General features: G+C 55.4%; 25 protein-coding genes, 1 tRNA gene and 1 riboswitch. Of the genes, 10 read left to right on the top strand and 16 right to left on the bottom strand.

The window, feature by feature from the left end; genetic code table 11:
- Positions 1-130 precede the first annotated feature (130 nt).
- Complete coding sequence (locus tag ACN0RL_RS17770) at positions 131-469, top strand: hypothetical protein (protein ID WP_417519214.1); 339 nt, start codon at positions 131-133, stop codon at positions 467-469.
- Between the two features lie 13 nt (positions 470-482).
- A complete protein-coding gene (locus ACN0RL_RS17765) occupies positions 483-1,610 on the top strand; it encodes a phospholipase A (RefSeq protein ID WP_417519212.1) in 1,128 nt (375 codons plus the stop codon).
- Positions 1,611-1,789: 179 nt separating this feature from the next.
- On the opposite strand, the gene ACN0RL_RS17760 is transcribed toward ACN0RL_RS17765, so the two are convergent.
- The 12 genes from ACN0RL_RS17760 to ACN0RL_RS17705 form a co-directional block, all read right to left on the bottom strand.
- Entirely contained in the window at positions 1,790-3,145 is a 1,356-nt protein-coding gene (locus ACN0RL_RS17760) for a phosphomannomutase (protein WP_417519210.1), read from the bottom strand.
- A gap of 8 nt (positions 3,146-3,153) precedes the next feature.
- Positions 3,154-3,630: a bacterioferritin gene (gene bfr / locus ACN0RL_RS17755; RefSeq protein WP_417519208.1), complete on the bottom strand. Its 477-nt coding sequence runs from the start codon at positions 3,628-3,630 to the stop codon at positions 3,154-3,156.
- Between the two features lie 180 nt (positions 3,631-3,810).
- Positions 3,811-4,017: a bacterioferritin-associated ferredoxin gene (locus ACN0RL_RS17750; protein ID WP_144778698.1), complete on the bottom strand. Its 207-nt coding sequence runs from the start codon at positions 4,015-4,017 to the stop codon at positions 3,811-3,813.
- 98 nt (positions 4,018-4,115) lie between these two features.
- Entirely contained in the window at positions 4,116-5,408 is a 1,293-nt protein-coding gene (pepQ, locus tag ACN0RL_RS17745) for a Xaa-Pro dipeptidase (RefSeq protein ID WP_417519205.1), read from the bottom strand.
- Entirely contained in the window at positions 5,401-6,315 is a 915-nt protein-coding gene (locus ACN0RL_RS17740; RefSeq protein WP_417519203.1) for a LysR family transcriptional regulator, read from the bottom strand. Before ACN0RL_RS17740 ends, pepQ begins: the two co-directional genes overlap by 8 nt.
- 128 nt (positions 6,316-6,443) lie before the next feature.
- Complete coding sequence (locus ACN0RL_RS17735) at positions 6,444-7,454, bottom strand: ABC transporter ATP-binding protein (protein ID WP_417519201.1); 1,011 nt, start codon at positions 7,452-7,454, stop codon at positions 6,444-6,446.
- Positions 7,451-8,461 (bottom strand): ABC transporter ATP-binding protein, encoded by a 1,011-nt coding sequence (locus ACN0RL_RS17730; protein ID WP_417519199.1) that lies wholly within the window; start codon positions 8,459-8,461, stop codon positions 7,451-7,453. Before ACN0RL_RS17730 ends, ACN0RL_RS17735 begins: the two co-directional genes overlap by 4 nt.
- A 5-nt stretch (positions 8,462-8,466) precedes the next feature.
- Entirely contained in the window at positions 8,467-9,399 is a 933-nt protein-coding gene (locus ACN0RL_RS17725) for an ABC transporter permease (RefSeq protein ID WP_417519197.1), read from the bottom strand.
- Complete coding sequence (locus ACN0RL_RS17720) at positions 9,396-10,445, bottom strand: ABC transporter permease (protein WP_417519193.1); 1,050 nt, start codon at positions 10,443-10,445, stop codon at positions 9,396-9,398. Before ACN0RL_RS17720 ends, ACN0RL_RS17725 begins: the two co-directional genes overlap by 4 nt.
- 81 nt (positions 10,446-10,526) lie before the next feature.
- Positions 10,527-12,089, bottom strand: coding sequence for an ABC transporter substrate-binding protein (locus ACN0RL_RS17715; RefSeq protein ID WP_417519191.1), 1,563 nt, complete (start codon positions 12,087-12,089; stop codon positions 10,527-10,529).
- 204 nt (positions 12,090-12,293) lie between these two features.
- Positions 12,294-13,016 carry an LrgB family protein gene (locus ACN0RL_RS17710; RefSeq protein WP_417519189.1) on the bottom strand — a complete coding sequence of 241 codons (723 nt, stop codon included), beginning with the start codon at positions 13,014-13,016 and terminating at the stop codon, positions 12,294-12,296.
- Positions 13,009-13,374, bottom strand: coding sequence for a CidA/LrgA family protein (locus tag ACN0RL_RS17705; protein WP_144778689.1), 366 nt, complete (start codon positions 13,372-13,374; stop codon positions 13,009-13,011). The genes ACN0RL_RS17710 and ACN0RL_RS17705 overlap by 8 nt, the downstream gene beginning before the upstream one ends.
- A gap of 75 nt (positions 13,375-13,449) precedes the next feature.
- Here ACN0RL_RS17705 and ACN0RL_RS17700 point away from each other — a divergent pair, with 75 nt between their 5' ends.
- Positions 13,450-13,989: a YaeQ family protein gene (locus ACN0RL_RS17700; protein ID WP_417519187.1), complete on the top strand. Its 540-nt coding sequence runs from the start codon at positions 13,450-13,452 to the stop codon at positions 13,987-13,989.
- Between the two features lie 99 nt (positions 13,990-14,088).
- Positions 14,089-14,165 (top strand) — tRNA-Arg (locus tag ACN0RL_RS17695).
- 125 nt (positions 14,166-14,290) lie between these two features.
- Here ACN0RL_RS17695 and gcvA read toward each other — a convergent pair.
- Positions 14,291-15,232: a transcriptional regulator GcvA gene (gene gcvA / locus ACN0RL_RS17690; protein ID WP_417519185.1), complete on the bottom strand. Its 942-nt coding sequence runs from the start codon at positions 15,230-15,232 to the stop codon at positions 14,291-14,293.
- Positions 15,233-15,358: 126 nt separating this feature from the next.
- Here gcvA and ACN0RL_RS17685 point away from each other — a divergent pair, with 126 nt between their 5' ends.
- Entirely contained in the window at positions 15,359-15,538 is a 180-nt protein-coding gene (locus ACN0RL_RS17685) for an RSP_7527 family protein (RefSeq protein ID WP_417519183.1), read from the top strand.
- 243 nt (positions 15,539-15,781) lie between these two features.
- On the opposite strand, the gene ACN0RL_RS17680 is transcribed toward ACN0RL_RS17685, so the two are convergent.
- Both ACN0RL_RS17680 and ACN0RL_RS17675 read right to left on the bottom strand, forming a co-directional pair.
- Positions 15,782-16,372 carry a GGDEF domain-containing protein gene (locus tag ACN0RL_RS17680; RefSeq protein ID WP_417519218.1) on the bottom strand — a complete coding sequence of 197 codons (591 nt, stop codon included), beginning with the start codon at positions 16,370-16,372 and terminating at the stop codon, positions 15,782-15,784.
- A complete protein-coding gene (locus ACN0RL_RS17675) occupies positions 16,344-17,294 on the bottom strand; it encodes a 7TM diverse intracellular signaling domain-containing protein (protein WP_417519181.1) in 951 nt (316 codons plus the stop codon). The genes ACN0RL_RS17680 and ACN0RL_RS17675 overlap by 29 nt, the downstream gene beginning before the upstream one ends.
- A gap of 356 nt (positions 17,295-17,650) precedes the next feature.
- A riboswitch (guanidine-I (ykkC/yxkD leader) is annotated at positions 17,651-17,756 on the top strand.
- 58 nt (positions 17,757-17,814) lie between these two features.
- Here ACN0RL_RS17675 and ACN0RL_RS17670 point away from each other — a divergent pair.
- The 5 genes from ACN0RL_RS17670 (at position 17,815) to ACN0RL_RS17650 (ending at position 24,615) form a co-directional block, all read left to right on the top strand.
- Positions 17,815-18,540, top strand: coding sequence for an urea amidolyase associated protein UAAP1 (locus ACN0RL_RS17670; RefSeq protein ID WP_417519179.1), 726 nt, complete (start codon positions 17,815-17,817; stop codon positions 18,538-18,540).
- Positions 18,541-18,553: 13 nt separating this feature from the next.
- Positions 18,554-19,192 (top strand): urea amidolyase associated protein UAAP2, encoded by a 639-nt coding sequence (locus ACN0RL_RS17665; RefSeq protein ID WP_417519177.1) that lies wholly within the window; start codon positions 18,554-18,556, stop codon positions 19,190-19,192.
- Complete coding sequence (gene uca / locus ACN0RL_RS17660) at positions 19,183-22,809, top strand: urea carboxylase (RefSeq protein WP_417519175.1); 3,627 nt, start codon at positions 19,183-19,185, stop codon at positions 22,807-22,809. Before ACN0RL_RS17665 ends, uca begins: the two co-directional genes overlap by 10 nt.
- A 27-nt stretch (positions 22,810-22,836) precedes the next feature.
- Positions 22,837-23,904 (top strand): putative urea ABC transporter substrate-binding protein, encoded by a 1,068-nt coding sequence (locus ACN0RL_RS17655; RefSeq protein ID WP_417519173.1) that lies wholly within the window; start codon positions 22,837-22,839, stop codon positions 23,902-23,904.
- 99 nt (positions 23,905-24,003) lie between these two features.
- Positions 24,004-24,615 carry a TetR family transcriptional regulator gene (locus tag ACN0RL_RS17650; protein WP_417519171.1) on the top strand — a complete coding sequence of 204 codons (612 nt, stop codon included), beginning with the start codon at positions 24,004-24,006 and terminating at the stop codon, positions 24,613-24,615.
- A 20-nt stretch (positions 24,616-24,635) separates the two neighbouring features.
- On the opposite strand, the gene glnT is transcribed toward ACN0RL_RS17650, so the two are convergent.
- On the bottom strand, positions 24,636-25,994 hold the full coding sequence (gene glnT / locus ACN0RL_RS17645) for a type III glutamate--ammonia ligase (RefSeq protein ID WP_417519169.1): 1,359 nt from the start codon (positions 25,992-25,994) through the stop codon (positions 24,636-24,638).
- Positions 25,995-26,021: the final 27 nt, after the last annotated feature.

The raw sequence follows: 26,021 nt of genomic DNA, 5'->3' as shown, positions 1-26,021 counted from the left end.
AAAAAAACCGAATAGCAAAATCATAAATTGATTTCCACCATTTTTATTGCCATTACGTAAGCGTGGAGACTCTTTCACGACATCCGGTTAACATGTCGCAGCTTACCTCAGAACTTCCAGGATCGGATTCATGAATAACCCGGAGAAACCCGCACCGCACCCATTGCGTAAAGCACTTCTGATTACAGAGTTCAGCGCGTTGGCAGTGCTGCTGGCATCCATGGGCTGGTTCTCGAGCCAGACGGATACCGGCCATAGTATCAACCCGGCCTGGCTGCTGATACCCGCGTTCGCAAGCTTTGCTGTTTTCCTGAGCTTCATTGGCCTTATGTACCTGCGTTGGGTTGTAGCGGTGAGTGCTGCCAACCAGCTTCGACACAAAATTGTTTTTTCTTTACTGGCCGTTACCCTGATCGGCGTCTGGGTTTACGGTATCGCCAGCACATGGCTCAGCCTCAATGCCGCATAGAGAGATTCGGAGTATGTACAAACGCCCCAATTCCCGGGTTTTGAAGGCCGCCACGTTTGTAATTCTGTGGCCAGCACTGACAATTGCACAGGAATCCACTCTGATCGAGAGTCGCCAGGCAACCTCCCCTGAGGAATGCGCCCTGATTCGGGAGGGCGTTCAGCGCCTGGCCTGTTACGACTCATTCAACGATCCGCAATCCGCCCGCGACCAGGCGAGCGAGCAGGACGTCGAAGACGCCGAGCTGGCAGCAGACACATTGGCCCCGAACAGGGAAAGCCAGGCACGACTGGCTGAGGCCATCGACGAGGATGATCCCGACAGTGGCGTGATGACCAATATCGTGGATCAATCCCTAACCGCCGAAAAAGCGCTGTTTTCATTCTCTGGCAGTTTCATTAGCCATCGCCCCACTTACATCATGCCATTCACCTGGGCGGATGACCCCAACACAACGCCGACTAGCCCCAGGCTGGGTGCGACGAGTTACGATTATGGGCTTGAAAACGAGGAAGCCAAGTATCAGATCAGCTTCAAGGTTCCAATGCTGACAGGCTGGCTGGATAATCGCACGACGTTATGGTTCGGTTATACCCAGCGTTCGTTCTGGCAGGTTTATAATCAGGATGAATCTGCGCCGTTCCGTGAGACCAACTACGAACCCGAGATTTTTCTCCGTCACCAGGCCAACTGGAACATGGGCGATGTGACGCTTAGCGGCTTTACGATTGGCATCAATCACCAGTCCAATGGTCAGTCGGAACCCCGCTCACGGAGCTGGAACCGGATTGTGGCAGGCGCCGCCGTTACTTATGATCGCTGGCTGTTTGCTGTAAGGCCCTGGTATCGGATTCCGGAGAGCGCCAGCGAGGACGACAATGCAGACATTGAGAGTTATCTGGGATACGCCAACTACAACATTGTTTACAAGCTTGCAGAGGATCGGACATTTTCCCTACAGCTTATGAACAATCTCCGCTCGGATAACCGCACGTCTGTGGAATTTGGTTATAGTTTCCCTATTGGCGATACGATCAAGGGGTTCTTCCAGTATTACAACGGGTATGGGGAAAGTCTGATTGATTACAATCATCGGATTGAGCGGTTCGGGCTTGGGATTATGCTGAACGACTGGCTCTGAGTTATATCAGGCTGCGGTGCAAGCTGGCCTGGCGGTACGAGTTGCGAAAACACGCTCCTTGCGGCACATCCATGTGACGCTTGAGCTCCGCCATCCATGGCTCCGCACAGTTTTCGCAACTCGTACCGCCAGGCCAGCCCCAACTGCAGGATAGCCTGAGACAAAGGTACAAATCATCCCTACAGGTTATTCAACCGCTCCATTTCTGCGAGCAGCTCTTCGGTTTTCGCTTTCATCAACGGTATGTCACCACGGGATTCCACGTTCAGGCGAACGACGGGTTCGGTGTTGGACATGCGCAGGTTGAAGCGCCAGTTGTCGAATTCCACGCTGAGGCCGTCTACGTAGCTGACGCTCTTTGCGTTGGCGCCGTATTTTTCCTCTATGGCCGCGATTACCTTGGGTGGGTTGTCGATGGTGCGGTTGATTTCGCCGCTGGCCGGATAGGCTTCGATACGGGCGTCGATGAGGGATGAGAACGGTTTTCCGGACTGGCACAGGCGTTCAGCGAGCAGCAACCAGGGGATCATACCGCTGTCGCAGTAGGCGAAGTCACGGAAGTAGTGGTGTGCGCTCATTTCGCCACCGTATACCGCGTCTTCGTCGCGCATGCGCTGTTTGATGAAGGCGTGGCCGGTTTTGCTTTCAATGGCTTCGCCGCCGGCGGCTTCTACCAGGTCCTGGGTGTTCCAGATCAGCCTCGGGTCGTGGATGACTTTTCCGGGGCCGGTCTTGCGCAGGAATTGGTCCGCCAGAAGGCCGACGATGTAGTAGCCCTCAATAAACCGGCCATTTTCGTCGAAGAAGAAGCAGCGATCGTAGTCGCCATCCCAGGCAATGCCCATGGCGGCGCCGTGCTCGACCACTGCGTCGGCTGTGGCCGCGCGGTTTTCTTCCAGAATGGGGTTGGGCACGCCGTGGGGGAAGTTGCCGTCAGGCTGGTGGTGTACTTTGATGAATTCGAAAGGCAGGTGCTTTTCGAGTTCGTCGATCACCAAACCAGCGCCGCCGTTACCGGCGTTGACGACAATCTTGATCGGTGCCAGTGCGGCCGCGTCGATGTAGCCCAGCAAGTGATCTATGTAGGCACTGGTGACTTCCAGCGCTTCATATCTGCCCTGTACCGGCGCATCTGCAAAAGGTTCCCGCACTCTGTCACGAATGTCGTTCAGGCCATTATCAGAGCTGATAGGGCGAGATTCGGGCCCGACCATTTTCATGCCGTTGTGATTCTTGGGGTTGTGGCTGGCGGTGACCATGATGCCACCGTCCATGCCATAGTGGCTGGTGGCAAAGTACACGTATTCTGTGCCACACAAGCCTATATCAAACACGTCGGCGCCTGCCGCCATAAGCCCGGAATTCAGGGCTTCGGTGATTTCCGGGCTGGAGAGGCGGATATCGTATCCGACGATGACTTTTTTGGCGCCGGTGATTTCCACATACGCGCGCCCGATGCGCTCGGCCAGAGCCGGGTTCAGCTGCTCTGGCACACTGCCGCGCAGGTCGTAGGCTTTAAAGCAGGACAGATCCATTATCGGTATTACTCCGCTGCGGCAGATTGCAGTTGGATGTAGTTCTGAATGCCCATCTGGTTAATCATTTCCAGTTGGGTTTCGAGCCAGTCAATGTGCTCTTCTTCGCTGTCGAGTATGCTGCGGAACAGCTGGCGGCTGGTGTAATCCTGAATTTCTTCGCAGTAAGCAATGGCTTCTTTCAGATCGACATGGGCGATGTGTTCGATTTTGAGGTCACAGGCAATCATTTCCTCAACGTTCTCGCCGATCATCAGCTTGTTCAGGTCTTGCAGGTTGGGCAGGCCTTCCAGAAACAGGATGCGCTCGATCAATTGATCGGCGTGTTTCATCTCGTCAATGGACTCTTCGTATTCCTTGGCCGCAAGCTTGGTGATGCCCCAGTCTTTGTACATGCGTGAATGCAGGAAATACTGGTTGATGGCCGTCAGTTCGTTGGCAAGAACTTTGTTCAGAAACTGGATGACTTTTTTATCGCCTTTCATTGCAGCACTCCTTGATCCCAGCCGGCTAACTCGCCCTTCTCAGACGAAAGGCCTACCCGGCTGATTGATTCGGGTTCGGTGAGCTTTCAAAGCTCTCTAAGTGGTTCTCTCGTCACCCGACAAGGATAGCGCTTTAAAGCGCATTACAAAATTGCGGAAAGGAAATAAACACCAGACGCGTCAGGCGGGACTTGCCAACATGTTCGCCAGCGCCAGGTAATCCGGAGTTCGGCTTTCACGCAGAATGCCGCGTGCCATGGAGGCGCAGCGCCCGCACTGGGTGCCTACACCCAGCTCTTTCCCAAGCTGACGCATGGAAGACACACCGTTCTCTGACGCTTCACGGATGTCCCGGTCTGTGACCCCGTGGCAAAGGCATACATACATAAAGCAACTCCACCAACGACAATAATGTTAGTGATAATTATTGTCATTAGCATCCCGGATTGCAAGCACATCGTATTAATTTTGTGCAACGGATTGTTTCAGCCCTCGGCTTCCCGGGTCAGGTTTCGGCCGCCTGAATCCGTTACCACCACGTTGTCCTCTATGCGTATCCCGCCACACCCCCGCAACTCATCGAGCAACGGACGATTAATGTGGCGTCCAAGAGGGCCGGACAGCAGCGGCTCCAGCAGGGAAGGAATGAAGTACAACCCCGGTTCTATCGTCACGACCATGCCGGGTTCCAGCGTTCGCATCAGCCGCAAAAAAGGTGCATCAGCGGGCGATGGAGCCGGCTTGCCGGCAACATCGTGTACCTGCACGCCCAGGAAGTGACCGATTCCATGAGGAAAGAAGGCCCGGGTAACGCCTTCGGCCACCATTTCCTTATCGCTCAAATCGCTGACCAGCCCTGCCGCGCTCAGCAGTGCCGCAATACCCAGGTGCGCTTTACGGTGGATATCCACATATTCAACGCCCGGTGCCACCATCTTGCAGAGCCGGAACTGCAACTGTTCCAGCCCTTGTACCAGAGCGGCAAAGCGCCCTTCCCTGACACCCGCGGTGGTGCGGGTAATGTCGGAGCAATAGCCTCGATAACGCACGCCGGCATCAATCAGCAAGCTGCGCGATCTGGCAGGAGCAGCCGTGTCGTAATATTGATAGTGCAGCGTGCCAGCGTGATCGTTTACCCCAATAATGCTGTGGTAAGGCGCGTCAGCCTCACGCTGTTGCGTTGCGCGCTGGTAGGCCAGGTTGATTTCAAACTCACTGGCACCGACCAGAAACGCATCGCGGGCAGCGTGATGGCCTGCCATTGCCAGCTTGTTGGCATAAGCCAGGCAGGCTATTTCGTAGGCAGTCTTATGTACCCGGGTTTCATCAAGCGCGGCGCACAGGGCGCCCGGGTTTTCATCGCCAGGCACGTCTGCCAGCAGTGAGGAATCACCAATAACCGCGAGCTGGCTCATGCTGTCCAGTTCAGGCGCCGAGCGGCTTTCACTGAAACGAAGCTCGAATTCCGCCAGCCAGGGTTCCTGCGCCAGCTCAAGACCCGCGTGCCAGAAATCAACCGGCTGATGCAGTGACAGTATTGGCTTGCGGCCTTTCCGGATCAGCAGCCAGGCGTGTTCATAACCGGCCAGCCCGGTCCAGTGCAGGAACGGGCCATAGCCCTGAAAGTGCCAGGACTGATCATCACCGTAGCGCATGGGCGCCGCGCCGGAACTGATCAGCAGGCTGTCATAGCCATGATCTTCCAGAACCTGCTCATAGCGGTCCTGCAGAATACCCACGTGATCAATCTGAAGGGATAGCAGGTCGGTGTCAGGCATGTTGGCTTTCCAGTGTTTTCCAGAGTGTTAAAAGGTCGTCTGAACGTGGCTCACGCAGCCGGATCAGGCGGATTTCCAGTGGCACATCCCAGCGCTCGTCACCGGCCCGTGTCAGGCTGCCAAAGTGCTCACTCTTTTCCGTCATCCGGCTGGGCAGCCAACCCATTCCAAAGCCCTGCTTGACCAGCGCTTTGATGCTTGCTGATTGAGTGTTTTCGTTCAGTGGCAAGAGGTTTACGGAGTCTTTGCTGCGCGCCAGGTGCGCCTCAATGGCGGACTGCAAAAAGCCCCGTGAGTGATAGGCAATCAGCGGCACGACCTTGCCTGCGGCTCCCGGCAGCGGAAATCGGGGCTCCCCGTTATCCGCCGCAACACTCACCGGCACCAGCCACTCGCGGGCGAGCATGATGGATTCGTACTCGCCCCGGGCCAATCGGTCGCCCCAGGGTAAATCCTGGTGCCAGTAGCACAACACCAAATCGCATTCGCCGCCGTCCAGAGCATCCAGAAACCGCTCCCCTACCCAGCTTGTCGCTTTGAGGTTCAGTTGAAGGCGGTCGGCAACGCCCACGTCACTGGCCCAACCCTGATAAAAATGAGAAAACAGTCCCTGGGTAGAGCCCACGCTGATACGCGCAGACACCTCCGCTTCCAGCTCGGCAATCTGGCCGCGGACGTCCCGGACATCTCGGGTTACCCGCTGGCACAAATCAAAAAACCGCTCCCCGGCAGGCGTAAGAGACAAGGGCAGCGTCTGCCGGTTAATCAGAGTGGCACCCATGGCTTCTTCAAGCAGCTTGATACGACGGCTGAACGTGGGCTGGCTTACATGCTGCAGTTCGGCGGCCCGCGAAAAATGGCGCGTGCGGGCTAACGCCATGAAGTCTTCCAGCCAGCGTATTTCCATGGGCTCCCCAGCGAATGACAGTAAAGAGTGCAGGTCAAGGGTGACGGTTTTTCAAAGGCTACTCACTGCGCGCATCATAGCCTATAGCACCGGCACTCTTAAAACCTGCATTCTTAAAACCTGTCCTCTTACAGCCGGCCCTCTTCCACCGCATGGCAGGCCACCTGTGTACCGCCATCCGTGGCGATCATCTGGGGTATTTCCTGATGACAGCGTTCATTGGCATAAGGGCAGCGCCCATGGAACACGCATCCGGATGGCAGATTTACCGGTGTTGGCACTTCACCTTGTAGCCGAATGTAGTTGGGCCTGTCGTCTTCCAGTTTCGGGATAGCCGAGAGCAACGCCTGGGTGTAGGGATGTCGTGGCTCGGCAAACAGCGTTTTGGTGTCCGCCAGCTCGCATACCCTGCCGAGGTACATCACCGCGACACGGGTGCCGAAGTGTTCTACCACGGCAAGATCATGGGTGATGAACAGGTAGGTCAGATTGCGGGTTTCCTGCGCTTCCATCAGCAGGTTCAGCACCTGTGCCTGAATAGACACGTCCAGCGCCGAGATGGGCTCGTCCGCGACGATGAACTCAGGGTCTACCGCCAGGGCACGGGCAATGGCAATACGCTGGCGCTGGCCGCCGGAGAACTCGTGGCCAAACCGACTGCCCCAGTCCGGGTCTATTCCCACCGACTGCATCACCTCCTGAACCTTGCTAAGCACCTCGGTGCGCGCCAACTCCGGGCGATGAAAGTGAATCGGCTCTTCCAGCGTCTGCTGAATCGTCATTCGGGGGTTCAGAGAGGCATAGGGGTTCTGGAAAATCATCTGCATTTTGCGACGATAGGGCAGCACATCCCGACCCTTGAGATTATCAATGCGCTGGCCGCCGTAATGCACCTCGCCCGCGCTGGGCGACAACAAACCCATAACCGTGCGGGCAACCGTGGACTTGCCGCAGCCGGATTCGCCTACCACGCACAACGCCTCCCCTTTGTGCACCTGCAGATCTACGCCGTTGATGGCATGAACGGCTTCCTGCTTGCGATGGAAGCGGCCGCCCTTGAACGTAATCTGCTCAAGCAAACTTCCAGAGAGGTCAAACCGCTTTTCCAACCCGCGGATGTCTACCAGTGGGGAGGTCATGATCCGGCCTCCTGCATGTTTTTCTCCTGCTCGATCAAGTTGCTGACCTCGTAACACGCCACATCCACGTTCCCGGAACGCACGTACTCAGGCATGGTCTTTCGGCACTGATCGGTGGCGAAATCACAGCGTGGGTGGAACGGACAGCCAGTCGGCACGTTTTTCAGGGACGGCATGGAGCCGGGAATCTGGAACAACCTCGCACCGGGCTCGCCCATTTGCGGCAGCGCATTGATCAGTCCCTGGGTATAGGGGTGCTGGGCATCGTTGATGATCTCCCGGGTGGGCCCCTGTTCGATAATGCGACCCGAATACATCACCAACATGCGCTGGGTAACCTGGGATACCACACCCAGATCGTGGGTAATCAGCATCAACGCGACATTTTCCTGTTCACACAGATCCAGCAGCAGCGCCATGATTTCCGCCTGGATGGTGACATCAAGCGCAGTGGTGGGTTCATCGGCAACAATGATTTCCGGGTCCAGCAACAGGGCAATGGCAATAATCACCCGCTGGCGCATGCCACCCGACAACTCATGGGGGTACTGGTCGAGCCGCTTTTCCGGGGAAGGTATCTGCACCTTGCGCAGTTTGCTCAAGGCAATATCCCGCGCTGCTTTCGTACTGACCCGGCGGTGCGCCTGGATGGCTTCCACCATCTGGGTGCCAATGCTCAGCACCGGGTTAAGCGTCATCATCGGATCCTGAAAAATCATGGCAATGCGGTTGCCGCGAATCTTGCGCAGTTCCCGCTCGCTCATGGCAGCCAGATCTTTCCCTTCAAACAAAATCTGCCCACTAGCAATGTAACCCGGGCGCGCTATCAAATTGAGAATCGAGAAAGCCGCTACGGATTTACCGGCGCCGGATTCCCCCACCAGGCCCAGCCGCTCACCTTTATCAAGGCTGAAGCTGATACCGCGCAGGGCCGTAAGGTCGCCGCCGCGCACGGCAAACCGGACATCCAGATCTTTTACTTCCAGCAATGGCGTGTCGCTTTTCATGGTTTTTAGCCCTTGTACAGCCGTGGGTTCATGACATCCCGCAGCCAGTCACCCAGAAGGTTGATGACCAGTACGAGCACGACCAGCACCAGGCCGGGAATCAGGGTAATCCACCAGGAACCGCTCTGAATGTAATCAAAGCCGGATTTGATCAGCGAGCCCAGAGACGGCTGGGTTTCCGGCATTCCAAGCCCAAGGAACGACAGCGCCGCCTCAGAAATAATCGCGTTGGCGATCTGCACGGTGGCGATAACAAAAATCGGAGAAAGGGTATTGGGCAGAATATGGCGGAACATAATGCGATTGGTGCGAAAGCCCATCACCTTTGCAGCATCCACGTACTCCTTCTTTTTCTCCGCCAGCACAGACGCACGCACGGTGCGTGCAATCTGCGGCCATTCGGCAATACCGATGATAAAAATCAGCATGTAAATGGCGATTTCGCCAAACATCAGGTTACCAAAACTGGCTTTGAATACCGCACCCACAATAATCGCAACCATCAGGGTGGAGAAGGAGAGCTGAACATCGGCAATGCGCATCAGGATGGAATCCACCCGGCCACCCAGATAACCCGCCAGCAGCCCGAACAGAATGCCCAGCGCAGCCTGCAGCACCACGGCACCAAAGCCGATCAGCAGGGACACTCGAGTACCATAAAGAATGGTAGAGAGCATATCCCGGCCCTGAGCGTCTGTACCCAGAGGAAATGTCGGATCGGCCCCCGGCATCCCCACCGGCGGCAGTTCCGAATTCATGATGTCGATCTGCGCCAGATCGTAAGGATCCGTTGGGGCGAACAGAGGCGCGAAAATGGCCGCAAACACCATCAAGAGCAGCACAATGAAGCTGGCAATCGCCACCTTGTCGCGCTTGAAGCTGTACCAGAGGAAGGACTCGCGAAAGCGATTCCAGCGGGAAAGCGTCGCTGTTGTCATGCTTTCTTACCTGTCAGTTTCACCGTGGGATTCACCAGCCCGTAAACCAGATCCACCAGCGTGTTAGTAATCACAAAAATCAGCCCCACCACCATCAAGTAGGCAACAATCAATGGAATATCACTGCGGGTAATGGCTTCCAGAAACATCAGCCCAACGCCGGGCCACTGGAAAACGGTTTCTGTGAGAATCGTATAAGCCACCATAACGCCTACCTGCACACCACCCACGGTGATAACCGGCAGCATGGTGTTCTTGAGGGCATGGAGAAAGTTGATTCGTACCGCACTCAGGCCTTTGGCCCGGGCATAGCGGATATAATCGCTTTGCAGCACTTCCATCATTTCTGCACGAATCAGGCGGATAAACAGCGGCAACATGATGGACGCCAAAGACACGCAAGGCAGCACCAGATGCATCAGCCCGATCTCTGAGAAGAAACCGGAATACCAGGTGCCAAAAAGATGAGTAAGATCATCACCCCGGCCATAGGACGGCATGCCGCCTTCAGTGCTCAAAGCACCGTTTAGCCACTGGCCCCAGCCTGTGTCCACTGGGAACCATTCGACGGTCACGCCGATGGAGTATATCTGGATAAGAACAATGGCCGTGAGGAACACCGGGATGGATATCCCGACCGTACTCACACCCATAAAAAACTTGGCCAACAAAGCCTGTGGCCGAATGGCGGCATAGACGCCAATGGGCACCGACAACAGCATGATGATCAGGCTGGCACCGATCACCAGCTCCAAAGTGGCCGGCAGGTGCTCAAAAATCACCTCTAGGGTAGGCTTGCCGTAAAAATAGGAGTTGCCCAGATCCCCCTGTACAGCATTGCCCGCAAAGCGCAGATACTGAACCACCATGGAATCATTCAGTCCCAGTTCCTCTCGCAGAGCTTCCCGCTCTTCCATGGAGACGGACATGCCCACCATTTCCTGAAGCGGATCGCCAAGGCCATCCTGAATGGCAAACGCGATCACACTGATCACGAACATGACCAGAACAGCTTGGGATATGCGCTGAACCAAAAACGCTAACATGAAGAATTTACCGCTAATGAGTAATTTAAAGCCCCTCTCCCATTGCGGGAGAGAGGTTTGGAGCCAGGGATAAGTCCCCCGTTACTCTACGACCAGATCACCCAGGTAGGGGAAATTCATCACGTTCAGAATCGGTTCGACCTTCACGTTTTTCTTACTGGCCCAAGCCAGATCCTGCCAATGCAGAGGAACGAAAGCGGCATCGTCGTACAGGCGCTGCTCCACTTCCTGCAGCATCGCGGTGCGCTTGTCCACATCGGTTTCGACGTTGGCCTTTTCAACCAGCGCATCGATTTCCGGGTTGCAGTAGTTGCCAGCGTTATACTGGCCAGAGCCGCTGTCGGCCTCCGGGCAGAATGTCAGGAACTCATAGAAATTGGCGGAATCTTCGGTGTCTGCATGCCAGCCAATCAACATCATGTCTCCCGAGCGGTTGTCGTACTCGGGCCAGTACTGGGCCTTGGGCAGTGTTTTGAGATCCACTTTGATGTTGATACGGGCCAGCATCGCAGCTGCGGCCTGAGCGATCTTGTCGTCGTTCACGTAGCGATTGTTTGGCGCCATCATGGTGATGGTGAAACCATCTTCATAACCGGCCTCTTTCATCAGCTGCTGGGCTTTTTTCACATCATAGCGCGGCTTCAGGGATTCGTTGTGACCCTGATAACCCGCCGGTGATAACTGGGAAGCAGGCGTGGCAAAACCTTTCATGATCTTGGCGGCAATACCTTCCTGATTGATGGCATAAGCAACTGCTTGACGCACCTTCGGATTTTTGAAAGCTTCAACCCGTTCCTGATTCAGGTGGAACAGGATAATCCGGGTGCCACTCATGGTGACCAGATCCGAATTTTTGTCGCGCTTGATGCGTTCGAGATCCGTAGGCGGCACCGGCGCGATGAAGTCCACACCGCCAGACAGCAGTGCAGAAACCCGGGTGTTGTTTTCCTTGATCGGAGTCAGCACGATTTTCTTTACGTTGCCGGGGGATTCTTCATCCCAGTAATCCGCAAAGCGCTCAAATTCCATGCGCACGCCTTGCTGGCGTGATGTGACCAAGTAGGGGCCAGTGCCGGACAAGTTGCCGGATGCAAAGGAGTTGCCGTGCTTTTGAATAGCGTCTTTCTTCTTGCCATCTGCTGTCTCGCCGGAATAAAACTCACTGTCCAGCGGAAAAATATAGGTAGCGGTATTGAGTAGCAGCGGAAAAGGCTCGCTGGTCACAAGCTCAAAAGTGTAGTCATCAACGATAGTTATGCCACTAAACGGCTTGAAGATGGCCTTGAAATCCTGGCTTTCCTTCAGTCGGTCGTAGGTGAACTTCACATCCTTGGTGGTGAGTTCATTACCGGAATGGAACTTTACCCCTTCGCGGAGTTTGAACCGCATGGTTTTGTCATCCACGCGCTCCCAACTTTCAGCCAGCCGGGCTTCAAAACCAAGATCTTTCGTCCAGCGCACCAGAGGGTCAAAAGACATGTGGGATAATTGCAGGATGCCCCCGGATAACTGCTCGTGAATATCGAGGGTGACCGGATCGGCGTCGTACGCCATCTTAAGCTCTTTCGTCGCCTCGGCAGACAGAGCAACCGGAGCCGTGGCCAGCGCCATGGTACCGACTAAAGCTGCAAGTAATTTTTTCATTATGTTTTCCGTCGTTGTTTTACGAATTTTTACGGCACTTTCCAAGTTTTTCCTACGGTGCTTTCTAAAGACACATCGAAGCTCAGGCGCGCCGGACGTCTACCGTAGAAACTAGTCTTGGAAACTACGTACGGCAATCGAAATTACAACTTGCGGTTATTCGTGAACTGAATGACGGCTTGCACACGCAGCCGCCACCAGCGTTTAAAGGCGAAAGACCAAAGGCAGGATAAGTGCGGTAAAAACGCCCGTCAGCCCCATACCCAGAGAGGCAAAAGCACCAGCGGTATGGCTAATTTCAAACGCCCTGGCCGTACCAATCGCGTGGCCATTGAGACCAAGCGCAAAACCGAGAATGCGTTCATCTTCGACCGGTAACCACTTTGCCAGCAGATCAACAAACAGCGTTGCAACCACACCGGTTATCAACAGACCGCCCATCATCAGTGGCACCGACCCACCCAATTGCTCGGTGATACCAATAGCGATCGGTGCTGTCACAGACTTGGGAGCCAACGATGCCAGCACCTCTGGCGTAGCGCCCATCGCCCACGCGATTACCACGGCATACACCGCCGCCATCGTGGCCGCCAGCGGCAGTGTGACCACAATCGGGATCCACATAGCCCGGATATGGTGAATCTGCTGATACAGCGGAATCCCCAAAGCCACCGTGGCGGGGCCAAGCAACACCGTTATCCAGAGCGCTCCTTCCTGATAGCGAACATAGTCTACTGACAAAACTGCAATCACCGCCGCCAACATCACGGCCGAGAGCACCACCGGCGGCATCCATAGGGGGCGCCCCATGCGGGCAAACAGCCAGTTCCCGGCAAAAAAAGCACTCAAGGTGAGCCCGATTGCAAATATCGGGCTGGCAGAAAAAATGTCAGGGAGTGCGACAAAGCGCTCAACAAGCTCAGTCATTTGCCTGGCTCCGCGCAGACAGTCGCACCATGCTCTTCATTAACAGCAGCGTCGTCAAAACGCTCAGAAAAGTACCCAGCAGCAATGCGGCCGAGACGGCCAGCCACTGCCCGGAAAACTGCGATGCCATGAAGAATACCCCGACCACGCCAGGCATGATCAGCAGTACGAGGATGGAGATCAGTGCCTGGCTTGACGAAGCAAGCGCATCGCTTACCCTGCCTCGCAACATCAGCGTTAGCGTCATCAGGATCATACCCAGCACACCGCCGCTAACCGGAATGAGAAACACCAGCCGCAATGCCTCGCCAAAAAGAAAAAACAGAACCAGTATTAGAAAACCGCGCAACATCGACATGCCGTAATGCTCATCATCCGGAGAATTGCATTACACTATCGCAAACCAACATCTTGATACCACTGCAGGACGGTCATGGCGCTCAAAGCAACCATTTTTAAAGCCACGCTCAATATTGCCGACATGGACAGGCACTATTACGCGGATCATCAGCTTACCTTGGCCCGACACCCGTCGGAAAATGACGAGCGCATGATGATTCGCCTGCTGGCCTTTGCACTGAACGCCTGCGAGGGGCTCGAGTTCACCAAAGGCCTGAGCACCGACGACGAGCCCGAACTGTGGCAGAAAAGCCTGAGTGACGAAATTGAGTTGTGGATTGAGCTGGGTCTGCCCGACGAAAGCCGCCTACGCAAAGCCTGCAACCGCTCACGCCAGGTCATCCTGTACGCATATGGTGCTCGCGCCGTGCCAGTATGGCTGGAGAAGCACAAAAATAAGCTGAGCCGCTTCCGCAACCTCACGATTGTTGAACTGCCAAGTGAATCCACAGAAATCCTCGCTGGGCTGGTAGAACGCAACATGAACTTCCAGATATCCATTCAGGATGGTGAAGTGTCTTTCGGCAATGAAAGCGCCCTGGTAAACATAACGCCAACGCCCCTTTTTCCGTGATAACAAGCACGTGCAACCAACGAACCTGTACTGGACAGAGTACGCCCGCACACGTAAGATTGCGCACTCGAAATTGACGCTTCGCCGTCACACTCGAATGCGCCCGTAGCTCAGCTGGATAGAGTACTGCCCTCCGAAGGCAGGGGTCACAGGTTCGAATCCTGTCGGGCGCGCCATATTTTTCAAGGCCTTACGTGAGAGCGTAGGGCCTTTTTATTTGGCTGTGTCCAAAATGTATCCATGGTGTGTCCACGAATTTTTGCTTTTTTTGGTGCAGTAATTGTGACCTTAACCAAGACAATTACGTCTGTTCCGCGGCCTTGCCTGGCAGGGACACATTTTCCACCCCATATGCATCGGTAGCCTGCATTTCGTTGATCAACCATTCTTTGAACGCCTTCATGCCCATAGTCAACGGGCGGTGCTTCTGATAAACCAGATAAAAGGCTTTGCGGGTATCAAGCGGAATATCGAACGGCACTACCAGATTCCCGGAACTGATTTCCCTGGAAGTCAGCGTGGGGTCCGCGAGCGCAACTCCAAGGTTTTCCTGCGCTGCCGCCGTAGTTAGTTGACTACTGGACAACTGAAGGCTGTCCTTGGGCGCAATGAACTCCGCGCCGGCAAGTTGTAACCAGTTCTCCCATTCCCACTTGCGTGTACCGACATAGATCAAGGTGTGATGGCGCAGGTCATTCGGAACCCGCAAAGGGTAATTTCCCTCCAAAAGCTTCGGGCTACATACAGGCACAAGCCTTACTTTCTGCAGAAAATAAACCTCAATGTCATCCCATTCGCCATTTCCATAGTAGACCGCCATATCCGTGTTCGATTGATTGAAATCTAGCAAACCTAAAGAGGCACTTATCTGCAGCTCAATGTCCGGATATATCTCTCTGAAACGAGACATGCGCGGCATCAGCCACCGAGTCAGAAAGTTGGGCGCTACGCTGATACGAACCACATTCGATTCCTGGTTGTCTGCCAACCTGTGAGTCGCCATTTCGATTTCGTCCAGCGCGTGTTTGACCGACATCAGGTACTGCTCTCCGGACGGAGTTAGCTCAACCTTTCGTTTGCTACGACTAAACAGCCTTACCCCTAAATATTCCTCAAGTGTCTTTATTTGGTGACTTACAGCAGATGCCGTCACGGACAACTCGTCGCCAGCCGCTGCAAAACTGCCTTTTCTGGCAGATGCTTCAAACACTCTTAGTGCATTCAAAGGGGGAAGGCGGCGCATAAGGGTTACCACTAATCATGAGTTTTTCTCATCATTTTGCTTAGGAAGGATCGCTTTTCCAACTCTAACGATCTCAGTAGCATGTGTCACATAGAGATTTAAGGTGCAACCGAGGAGAATCGCCCGATGGCTAAAGAACTTTCAACCACACCTAGCATTGACGAAATTAACGATCTGATGAAACGCGCCAGAAGAGAGCGTAACCAATACATCGCGGAAGGCGTGGGCTCACTGGTCGCAAAGCTCAAAGCTGCATCCCGCTCTTTCTCCGAGACTGTGGCTTCCAAGCTGGCTCCGAGTCACTAATTAGCTTCCATCCAGGAATCTGCGTCAGGCCGGAAGCCATTGACCAGACGTTAGGCCCCATCTTTAGCGTTTCAGTGGGGCGTATCACTGACTCAAATCCTGTTGGGCTCGCTCTGTTTTTTTGGCCTTACGTGCAAGCGTAGGGCCTTTTTTTGTTTCCGGTGTCCAAATTATGCCCAACCAAAGCCCTGGCATCAGCACTTGCAGGAGGCGTCGACGGGAGCCTACCCGTTGCTCAACCCCCTAAACCATCAGGCAAACGTCATTCTTGCGCTCTTTTTTAACCCGATACATGGCCTCATCCGCTCCCCGGATCAGCTCACTGCCTGTCTGTTCTCCACCCCGACCAATGCAGATACCCACGCTGGCACCAATCCATACCGAATCTCCCGAGGGCAGGGGTACCGGCTGTGAGATGGCGTCGCGCAGTCTCTGGCCGATTTCCAGTGCGCAGGCTTCTGATTCGACGTTCTCGGTAACCACCACAAACTCATCGCCTCCCATCCGGGCCACACAGTCACTGTCCCGAGCTTCCTGCTGCAAGCGATGGGCGATTATCTGAAGCAATACATCACCCGCTTCATGGCGGTACTGGTCGTTCACCGGTTTAAATCCGTCCAGATCGATCAGGATTACCGCCAGAAACTCGTCCCGCTGCTGCGCCCGCTGTGTGAATTTTTCCAGATGGATCATCAGGCCATACCGGTTATAGAGCCCGGTGAGCGGGTCTTTCACTACACGGCACTCCAGTTCGGCCTTCGCGACCTCCAACTCTGAGGTGCGTTGAACAACCCGGTTCTCCAGTTCACGCTCTAGTTGCTGAAGCGACAACACCAACTGGCGCTGAGCCTCTTCCTTTTTGACGCTTGAGTTCGTTAAATCGGGTCGCCAGACCGAAGGACAGCAGGATCATCTCGATTGCGGAATCGACCTGCAGGCCATAAACGGTGAAAAAATTGGATGGTATCCAGCCCAGGTTGCGGACTGACAGCAACGCGGCGCCCACCAACAGGAGCAACCAGGCCAAGAGGTATATCCGGGCAGCAGGAATGAGGTAGCGTACACCGGCAACCCCACTGGTGATCAAAAATGCTGTGGTCAACACACCCATCGCCGACATAATCCTGAGGGCATCCTGCACTGACACCAGTAACGTCAGCACGGTCGCGCACCACCAACATATCGCTATGACCGATAGCGCCTGGTCCCAGCGCGGAGCAATACTGCGCATATTCAGAAAGCTGCGAGCAAACATCACCGCCAGGATAGCGGCCAGGGTATACCCGGTTGGCAGAATGCGGTTGCCCCACTCCCCGACCAGTCCTGGCCACAGTAGCAGAGGGCCCAGACCGTTCATGCTGGAGGCGGCAACACCGAAGCTGAAAACAAACAACGAATACAACAGAAAATTATAAGCCCCTAGCGCCACCAGCACGCCGAAGTACAGGGCCAGCCAGACATATTCCTGATCACTGTCTTCGTAGAATTCAAAGGTCGGCGCCAGCCGGCCGTTGAGGGTCATGCTGGCGTGGGTAGCCACTCGCAGGTACAGCGTCGCCCGCTCTCCAGGCTCAAACGAAAGCGGAAACACCGGCTTGCGGTGGGCCACCACGCGATCCGCCGGCGCCGGGGCGCGCCCTGAGCGCATCCGCTCAACCGTGCCATTGGTATTCACGCGATAGAGGCGAATGTCATCCAGATAGGCGTAGGTAAACTCAAGCATTCGGTCAAGACGCTGGTTCGAGCGGGATTCCACTGCGCACCTGCTCGAACGTCAGTTCACCAACAGACAGCAAACGCGCATCTCCTTTCCAATTGAACGGCTGGTGCAAAGGATCACGGCGCAAAAAATTATAGCAGCAGAAGCACAGTGACTTTTCAGCCTTTTTCTATCGGGCGCCTCAAGCCCCTCTTATTTCACGCACCAATTCTGGCCCAACGCACTAAATTAGTGCCCGACTGTATCGGCCATCACACCTTCAGCCCTCCAGAAAACCCATAAAAGCCAATAATTTCATTAGTATGAAATTATTGGCTCCAAACTTGCTTTTATCAAAACACGCAGCGAGAGGCGGATTTCAAGCACCACTTATCAACGCGAAACAATCTGACAAAGAGGTCAACTAGGGTTCCGATCTGCTGTTAACAGCACAGATGACTGGTCCGAGAGTTGACGGCCTTTTCCAAGGCTACACGGCGGGACAAAAGCCCGGGAGAATCGTTCAGTGACTGACGTCTCTCGTGTTTTTGTACCACCAAGCCAGGAGAAATTGGCCATGCTCGAAACAGCAGCCCCTCTCTACGACGATCTGATTCCCGGCGGATCCCATTGGTCATTTGTCATGCGCAAAGGCCATGTTCTGCGACTCATCGACGAAACCGGCCACGCCAATGTTGGCATGCTGATGTACAACCCCGAGAACCCTCTCGAGCGTTACAACATGCCGGACACCCTGAAAAACCAGCACACGTTCAAACTCACCGAAGGCCATGTATTGCTGTCCGACATGGGCCGGGTATTTGCCTCTATCACCCATGATGACCTGGGCTGGCATGACACGGTCAGCGGCACCTGCAACGCCGATCTGGTCAAACAGCGCTGGGGCTGCAAGACCTATCAGCAAGCTCATAACCACTACCATCGCAACGGCTTGACCAGCTTCCTCAATGAGCTGGCCAAGTATGGCCTGAACAAGAAAGACCTGACCGCCAACCTGAACTGGTTCAGCCGTGTAAAGACAGATGACGAAGGCAACATGAGCTACGTGAGTGATCACTCACACGCCGGCGCTACCGTCGACCTGCGCTTTGAGATGGATACCATTGTGGTGCTGCATACTTGCCCGCACCCACTGGACCCGACACCCGAATACCCCAGCAATCCTCTGCGGTACCAGCTCTTCAAGGCGGCTCCGGTTACCGATGCCGATCCCTGCAAGATCTCGTCGCCGGAGGCCACTCGTGCCTTCGCCAATACCGCCCTGTACCACCTGATGCAGTAAAAGGATGCCGGACATGATCAAAGAAAGCTCCCAGAACCCTGAGAACGCTGCCTTCCGTGAAATCGTACCGGCGGGCGAATACTTCCTGAAAGTAGTGAAAGCTGGCGAAACCCTGCGCATCCTGGATCTGGAAGGCAACCAGGCCGCAGATACTCTGTTCTACAACGCCAGCAACCCGACGGAACGCTACAGCGCCGTAGATACCATCCGCGAACAGGGCAATGTTTACCTGACCGCCGGTTCGAAGCTGATGTCTTCGGAAAACAACGTCATGTTGGAGATCACTGCGGACACCTGCGGCCGCCACGATACCCTCGGCGGCGCCTGTGCGGCGGAGAGCAACACGACCCGCTATGCACTGGAGAAAAAATGCATGCACGCCTGCCGGGACAGCTGGCTGGTAGCAGTCACCGAGCACGAAGAACTGGGGCTGAGCAAGCGTGACATCACCCACAACATCAACTTCTTCATGAACGTCCCGGTAACCGCAGATGGAGGCCTCACGTTCGCCGACGGCATTTCCGATGCGGGTAAGTACGTCGAATTAAAGGCTGCAATGGATGTGCTGGTCATGATTTCCAACTGCCCGCAGCTGAACAACCCCTGTAATGCATACAACCCGACACCGATTGAGGTGCTGGTATGGAACTGACCAGCGGATTCGACAAGGTTCTTATCGCCAACCGGGGCGCTATCGCCTGCCGCGTGGCTCGCACCCTGAAAGCCATGGGCATTGGTTCGGTCGCGGTCTACGCTGAGGCGGATGCTGACTCCCTGCATGTGCGCCAGGCAGACGAAGCTTACTGTCTGGGCGAAGGTTCGGCGTCGGCAACTTATCTTGATCAGGACAAGCTGTTTGACGTGATCCGTAAAAGCGGTGCCGGCGCCATTCACCCGGGATACGGTTTTCTGAGCGAAAATGCGGATTTTGCCCGCCGCTGCGACGCTGAAGGTGTGGTTTTTCTGGGCCCTACGCCCGAACAGATGGAGGAGTTCGGTCTAAAACACACCGCCCGTGCTTTGGCAGAAAACGCCGGCGTACCCTTACTACCCGGCACCGGTCTGCTGACAGATCTGGACGACGCGCTGAACGCCGCCGACGCCATCGGCTATCCGGTCATGCTAAAGAGTACCGCCGGTGGTGGCGGCATTGGCATGTCTCGCTGTTACAACGCCGAGGATCTCGGTAAGAGCTTCGACTCAGTCCAGCGATTAAGCCAGAACAACTTCAGCAACAGCGGCGTGTTTCTGGAAAAATTCGTGGAATATGCCCGGCACATTGAGGTGCAGTTGTTCGGTGACGGACGGGGGAAGGTCATCGCTCTTGGCGAACGGGACTGTTCGGCACAACGTCGCAACCAGAAAGTGATTGAAGAGGCGCCAGCACCAGGCCTGAGCGAGGACGTGCGTACCCGCATGCACGCCACTGCGCGCCAGCTTGGCGAAAGCATCGGCTATCGAAGTGCCGGTACCGTGGAGTTTATCTACGACCCGGAAAGCACAGAATTCTATTTCCTGGAAGTAAATACACGCTTACAGGTAGAGCATGGCGTTACTGAACAAGTTTACAGCGTAGACCTGGTGCGCTGGATGGTAGAACTCGGCGCGGGCTCCCTGCCCGACCTTACGAAATTGGGCGGCAACCTGACCGCTTCCGGCCATGCTATTCAGGCCCGGATCTATGCGGAAGATCCCAACAAGGACTTCCAGCCCGGTGCCGGCTTACTGACGAACGTCACCTGGCCAGAAGACGAAGGCCTGCGAATCGATACCTGGATCCAGCCGGGCACCGAGGTATCGCCGCTTTTCGACCCCATGCTGGCCAAGGTCATCGTGCATGAAGCAGATCGTGAAATGGCCCGCAAACGGCTGATGCACGCCCTTGATCATAGTCAGCTGTATGGTATCGAAACCAACCTGAAGTATGTCGGACAGGTGCTGAGCGACCCTCGGTTTGTGGAAGGCCGTCTTTTCACCCGTACCCTGAACGAATTCGATTATCGGCCCGCCACGGTTGATGTTGTCAGTGGCGGCACCCTGACCACCATCCAGGATTACCCGGGGCGCATTGGCTACTGGGAAATCGGCGTTCCGCCGTCCGGGCCGTTCGACAGCTATTCCTTCCGACTGGGGAACCGGCTGCTGGGCAATTCCGAAAGTGCAGCGGGCCTGGAGATCACCCTCAAAGGGCCGGTACTTACCTTCAATCGGGCCACCCAGGTCGTCCTTGCCGGTGCAACACTCGAGGCCACGCTAAACGATCAGCCGGTCGAGTTCTGGCAAGTCGTTGATGTACCCGCCGGCGCCACCCTGAAGCTCGGCGCCACTACCGCTGATGGCGCCCGTGCCTATGTGCTCTTCCGGGGCGGACTGGACTGCCCTGAATACCTGACCTCTTGCAGTACATTTACCCTGGGGCAGTTTGGGGGCCATTGCGGCCGTGCGCTGCGCGCCGGCGATGTGCTGGCCCTGGGCGAAGCGACGCCGTCAGAGGCCGCTTCCCTGCCAGCAGAGTTGAAGCCTGCGATCGGCAAAACCTGGAAACTTCATGTTACCTATGGCCCTCACGGCGCACCCGACTATTTTACCGGCCAGGACATCGACACCTTTTTTGCCAGCGAATGGGAGATTCATTACAACTCCAGCCGCACCGGCGTGAGACTGATCGGCCCGAAACCGGAATGGGCCCGCAGCGACGGCGGCGAGGCCGGCATGCACCCGTCCAATATCCACGATAACGCCTATGCGGTGGGTACCGTGGACTTCACCGGTGACATGCCGGTGATTCTCGGTCCTGACGGCCCCAGCCTCGGAGGCTTCGTGTGCCCGGTCACGGTGATCAGCGCCGACCTTTGGAAGCTAGGCCAGCTCAAGGCGGGTGACAAAGTGCAATTCGTGCCGGTCTGCCAGGATCAGGCGGTTGCCCTGCGTGAAGCGCTGGATGAGTCGGTGGCCACACTGACAACAGCCACAGCTCATATCACCCCCATCAAACCGGTAACTCCTGTTCTGGATTCACTCAGCACCAACGACCATGAAACCGGCGTTGTATACCGGGCCGCCGGCGACAACTATGTGCTGGTGGAATACGGCCCCATGGAGCTGGATATCGGTCTGCGCTTCCGGGCCCACGCCCTGATGCTCTGGCTAAGGGAACAGAACCACCCGGCCATTCTGGAGTTAACCCCCGGCATCCGCTCACTGCAAGTGCACTACAACAGCCAGAAACTGCAGCAACGCGCGCTGCTGGACCTGCTCATCAGCGCCGAGAAGGAACTGGAAAAGCAGCCGGAATGGGATGTGCCGGCGCGCATCGTGCATTTGCCCCTGTCCTGGGACGACGAGGCTTGCCAGACCGCCATCGCCAAGTACATGCAGTCGGTTCGTAAAGACGCGCCCTGGTGCCCGAGCAACCTGGAGTTTATTCGCCGCATTAACGGCCTTGAGAGCATCGATCAGGTCAAGAAAACTGTCTTCGACGCCAGCTACCTGGTCATGGGCCTGGGGGATGTATACCTCGGCGCACCAGTGGCCACCCCCCTTGATCCCAGACATCGACTGGTGACCACAAAATACAACCCGGCCAGGACCTGGACCGCGGAGAACTCCGTCGGCATCGGCGGGGCCTATCTGTGTATCTATGGCATGGAAGGTCCCGGCGGCTACCAGTTCGTTGGCCGAACCCTGCAGATGTGGAACCGTTACCGTACTACCGACTATTTCGAGGCGGGCAAGCCCTGGCTGCTGCGATTCTTCGACCAGGTGCGGTTTTACGAAGTCAGTTCCGAGGAGCTGCAGCAGATCCGCCGCGATTTTCCCAACGGAGACTACCCGATCCGCATTGAGGAAACCCGTTTCAACCTGAAGGAATACGAGCAGTTTCTTACCGACAACAATGACGGTATTCAGCTCTTCACCAACAAGCGCAAGCAAGCCTTTGATGAGGAATTGCAGCGCTGGATCGAGTCGGGGCAGATCAACTTCAGTTCCGAGGCGCCAATAGAGGAAACCGGTGAAGACGACATCAGCAACCTGCCAGCAGGCCAACACGCGGTCGAAAGCCACGTGGCGGGCAACCTCTGGGAATGTCTGGTCAGGCCTGGCGACACCATTGAGGCCCAGCGCCCGGTGGCGGTTATCGAATCCATGAAGATGGAAATTGAGTTACTGAGCCCGGTTTCCGGTCGCGTTATCGAAGTGCGACGCGAAGCGGGCCAGGCAGTCTCACCGGGCACTCCGGTGGTGATCGTCGAAGAAATTACCCAGTAAACACGGGCATGACCCGAGGAGAGAACCATGAAAACACGCAACTTCAGCAAGCAGCTCGCGGCCGGTCTGTTCACCGCCTCCCTTTCGATGGGCGCACTGGCCCAGGAGAGAGACTCCTTCAGCATTGCCTGGACCATCTACGCAGGGTGGGTTCCCTGGCAATATGCTGAGGACTACGGAATCATGAAAAAGTGGGCGGACAAGTACGATATCGAAGTGGATATCGTGCAGGTCAACGACTACATCGAATCGATCAACCAGTATACCGCTGGGCAATTTGATGGCGTGGTAGCTACCAGCATGGATGGTCTCTCGATTCCAGCAGCGTCTGGATTGGACACCACGGCGCTGATCGTCGGTGACTACTCGAACGGCAACGATGGCCTGGTGTCCAAGGATGCGACATCCATTGAAGAACTGGAAGGCGAAACCGTACACCTCGTTGAGCTATCCGTCTCCCACTACCTGCTGGTTCGAGCCCTGAATACCGCCGGCCTCGAAGAGCGGGACATCAGCGTGGTTAACATTTCTGATGCAGACCTGGTCTCCGCGTTCCAGACCGACGACGTACGCCACGTCGCAACCTGGAATCCGTTACTGACTGAAGTGGCCAACTTTCCGGGAGCCACGCCGCTGTTCGATTCCAGCCAGATTGCGGGGCACATCAAGGACCTGACGCTGGTCAACACCAAAACACTTGCGGACAACCCTAAACTGGGCAAAGCGCTTGTGGGTGCCTGGTATGAAACCATGAGCATTCTGGCGTCGGACTCTGAGCAGGGCGAAGAAGCCAGAGCATTTCTCGGGGAAATCTCCGGTACCGACCAGCTAGGTTATGAAGCCCAGCTGGACGGCATGAAGATGTTCTGGAAGCCGCAAAATTCGCTCGAGTTCATCCGCAGCAACAAAGCCCGGGAAGCGATGGACAGTGTTCGTCAGTTTTCGTTTGACAAGGGTCTGCTCGGTCAGGGTGCCACGAGCCCGGACTTCGTAGGCATCGAGTTTCCGGATGGCTCTGTTATGGGCAACAAATCCAATGTGAAGCTTCGGTTCGACGATAGCTACATGGAAATGGCTGCAGACGGGGAAATCTAACCCATCGCATCCATTTTATTTAAAATAATCGGGCACGAACATTCGTGCCCTTTTTTTGTTTAAACTTCGCCGACAGGTTGGTGTGGAGAAAAACCATTTATGCGTCGTACCAAGGAAGATGCCGAAAAAACTCGCCAGACGGTTCTGGAAGCAGCGTTAAAACTGTTTAGCCGGGACGGTTACTCTCTGACGACGCTGAGTCGAATCGCAAAAGAGGCCGGGTGCAGCCGTGGGCCGATTTACTGGCACTTCGAGAACAAGGATGACCTGTACGAAGCTGTGCTCAGCTATTCCCAAGAGCCGCTAGAAGCCCTGGTTGCCGAATGTTCCGAAATGCTGGATGCCCCGATCGAAGCAATGAACCGGTTCATTGAACAGTGGCTCGGGTTGCTGGCAAATAACCGACAGTACCGCCAATCGTTCGAGATCCTGCTCAACAAAACCGAGTTGACGGAAGCCATGACCCGAACGCTGAAGCGAGAGCGGGCACTCACCCAATCAATTATCGGATTGTTTCAGGTCCTGGTAGAAAGGGCCGCAGAGAAAGGTTTGATAACAACGCAGGAGAACCCGAAAGAACTCGGGTTACTGAGCTACACTTACTTGATGGGAATTACCCAGACTTGGCTGTTTTCACCAAAACTTTTTTCACTGAAAAAAGAAATGCCGTTTTTTCAACGGCAATTCTGGGCTTTGCTCGGTAAAAAATAGCGGGGGCTAGCCCCCTCCAATCAGAACATCTTCAGGTAGCGCTTAACCTCCCACTCCGATACGTGGTTCTGGTAGCTGTCCCACTCGCCGCGCTTGTTATCGATAAAGCTCTGGAACATGGCTTCGCCAAAGACCTCTTTCGCCAACGAATCTGCTTCGAACGCATCCACAGCCTCTCCAAGATTCCTTGGCAGATACTCGATGCCCTGCGCTGCGATTTCTGCGTCGCTGTAGTTGTACATGTTTTCATGGTGAGGCGCGCCGGCATCCAGACCTTCACGAATGCCTTCAAGGCCGGCTGCGAGAATCAGTGCGCTCCCCAAATAAGGGTTGCAGGCGATGTCTGCGGCACGGCATTCGATGCGACCACCCATGCTGGGAATGCGGATCATGTTGGTGCGATTATTCGAGCCGTAGCACATGAACACCGGTGCCCAGGTGGAGCCAGACATGCTGCCCTGTCGCACCAGGCGCTTGTAGCTGTTCACCGTTGGAGCAATAACGGCACTGATCGCAGCGCCATGCTTCAGCACACCAGCGATGAAGTGATAAGCGATCTTGCTGATACCGCAGTTGTGCAGATCATCAGCTTTCGGCTCGAACAGATTCTCGCCGGTTTTGACATCTGCCAGGGACATATTGTAATGCGCGCCACTGCCAGTGCGGTCGGCAAAAGGTTTAGGCATAAAGCTGGCGAAGGCGCCGTGCTTGCGGGCGATTTCATTAGCCATCATCCGGAAAAACACCAGCCGGTCTGCCATGGTAAGGCCATCGGCGTACTTGAAGTCGGTTTCGAACTGGCCGTTGGCATCTTCATGATCAAAGGAATACACGTCCCAGCCCAGTTCGTTCATGGCGTCTACCATTTCATCCATGATGGGCAGATTATCCATCAGGGTGCGCGGGTCGTAACAGGGCTTGCCGAGGGTATCGCGGTCGCTCAGTGGAGCAAAGCCTCCATTCTCCGTGTCACGGAACAAAAAGAACTCGGTTTCGATACCCAGGTTAAAACGGTAACCCATATCGGCAGCAGCACTCAGCTGGCGCCGAAAGATATTGCGGGAGCAGGCTTCAAATGGCTTACCATTAAGGTACAGATTGCCAGGAAACCAGGCCAGTTGGCGGTTCCATGGGCAGATCGCCATCCCCTTAGCGTCTGGCATAGAGGCCACTTCGTCGTCCGAAATATCCTGGGGCACGCCATCAAGAGCAGCACCGGTGTAAAGCTCGGAACCTTCCATCATCTGGCCAAGATGGGCGACCGGGACAAACTTGCCCTTGGTAATGCCGTGAATATCCACATAACTGGCAATGACGTATTTCACGCCTGCATCAGTGAGGTGCTGTTTTAGAGCTTGAGTACTTGTCAGGTCAGTCATCTTTTATCCTCTTTTCGCCCTGCGACG

The organism is Marinobacter sp., assembly GCF_048259445.1.
GTDB lineage: Bacteria > Pseudomonadota > Gammaproteobacteria > Pseudomonadales > Oleiphilaceae > Marinobacter.
The sequence above is the reverse complement of the archived record's forward strand: the minus strand, read 5'-3'. Positions and strand labels throughout refer to the sequence as shown.